The organism is Rothia sp. ND6WE1A (genome assembly GCF_001683935.1).
Taxonomy (GTDB): Bacteria; Actinomycetota; Actinomycetes; order Actinomycetales; family Micrococcaceae; genus Rothia; species Rothia amarae.
The window spans coordinates 1-894 of sequence record NZ_LXTU01000036.1; the positions used below are offsets into that span (position 1 = coordinate 1).

The following is an 894-nucleotide window of genomic DNA, read 5'->3' on the forward strand; positions in this document are numbered from 1 at the left end:
GTGTTTGCGGTGGTTCGGGGGTTGGTGTTTTATGCGGCTGGGAGGACTTTTGAATAAGCCTCAATATATGAAACGACTCTCGCCAGTATTAGTTCGGGAAACCGGCAATACACTCGTATTGACACCTGAAAAGGTAAAACATGAACCCTAATGAAGAAAACAATGGCGCTTACGGCTATCTCGTGTTTGCTTGGCTGCAGCTCGCCATCGCTATCACCATGATGATTATCGGACTGTGGACCTTGAAAGAACCGCTGATGGTGAAGGGCTACTACTTCATTACGTCCGTCCTTATTGTGGGGGGTGCTTCTATAGTTTTCGTCAAGCCCCCACCGACACACGAGACTCATAAAAACACCCATCCCGCAACATCGCAAACAAAACATTCAACCGCTTACGAGCCAACGCCATCACCGCCTGATTATGCCGCTTACCCTCCGCACACTTGCGATCGTAATAAGCACGCGAAGCCTGATCAGCCTTCAACGAAGCAAAAGCAGATAAGAAAAGCACTCGCTTAAGTGCTTTGTTCCCACGCCGTGAGGCGTGGGAACCCTTAATCGAGGTACCCGATTTTCTATCCACTGGCGCAATCCCAGCATAAGACGCCAGATGAGAAGCATCCTTAAAATCCTTACCCACCACCTCAGTTAGAATCCTGGCACTGGTGCGCACACCCACCCCAGGCATCGAACGAATAACTGCTGATAAAGGATGAGCTTCCACCAAATCCAGTATCTGCTGCTCTGCTTCACTACGCTGTGCCAGAATCAGCTCAAGCTGGGCAGCTAAGGAAGAAATAATCTGAGAAGCACTTGCTGTTCCAGCAACGATGACTGTTTGCTCATCAAGAGCTTGGAAGATTTCTTCCGTAAGCTTCGGTGCAAGCCGAGG

The 894-nt window shown here is 49.6% G+C and carries 1 protein-coding gene and 1 pseudogene; one reads left to right on the forward strand and one right to left on the reverse strand.

The annotated features are described in order from the left end of the window. Positions 1 to 140: 140 nt before the first annotated feature. A pseudogene (locus A7E48_RS11565) lies at positions 141 to 302 on the forward strand (YiaA/YiaB family inner membrane protein); the annotation flags it as partial. Positions 303 to 321: 19 nt separating this feature from the next. Here A7E48_RS11565 and A7E48_RS04335 read toward each other — a convergent pair. Beyond that, on the reverse strand, positions 322 to 894 hold a 573-nt coding region (locus tag A7E48_RS04335), incomplete at its 5' end, for a transposase (protein ID WP_141669374.1).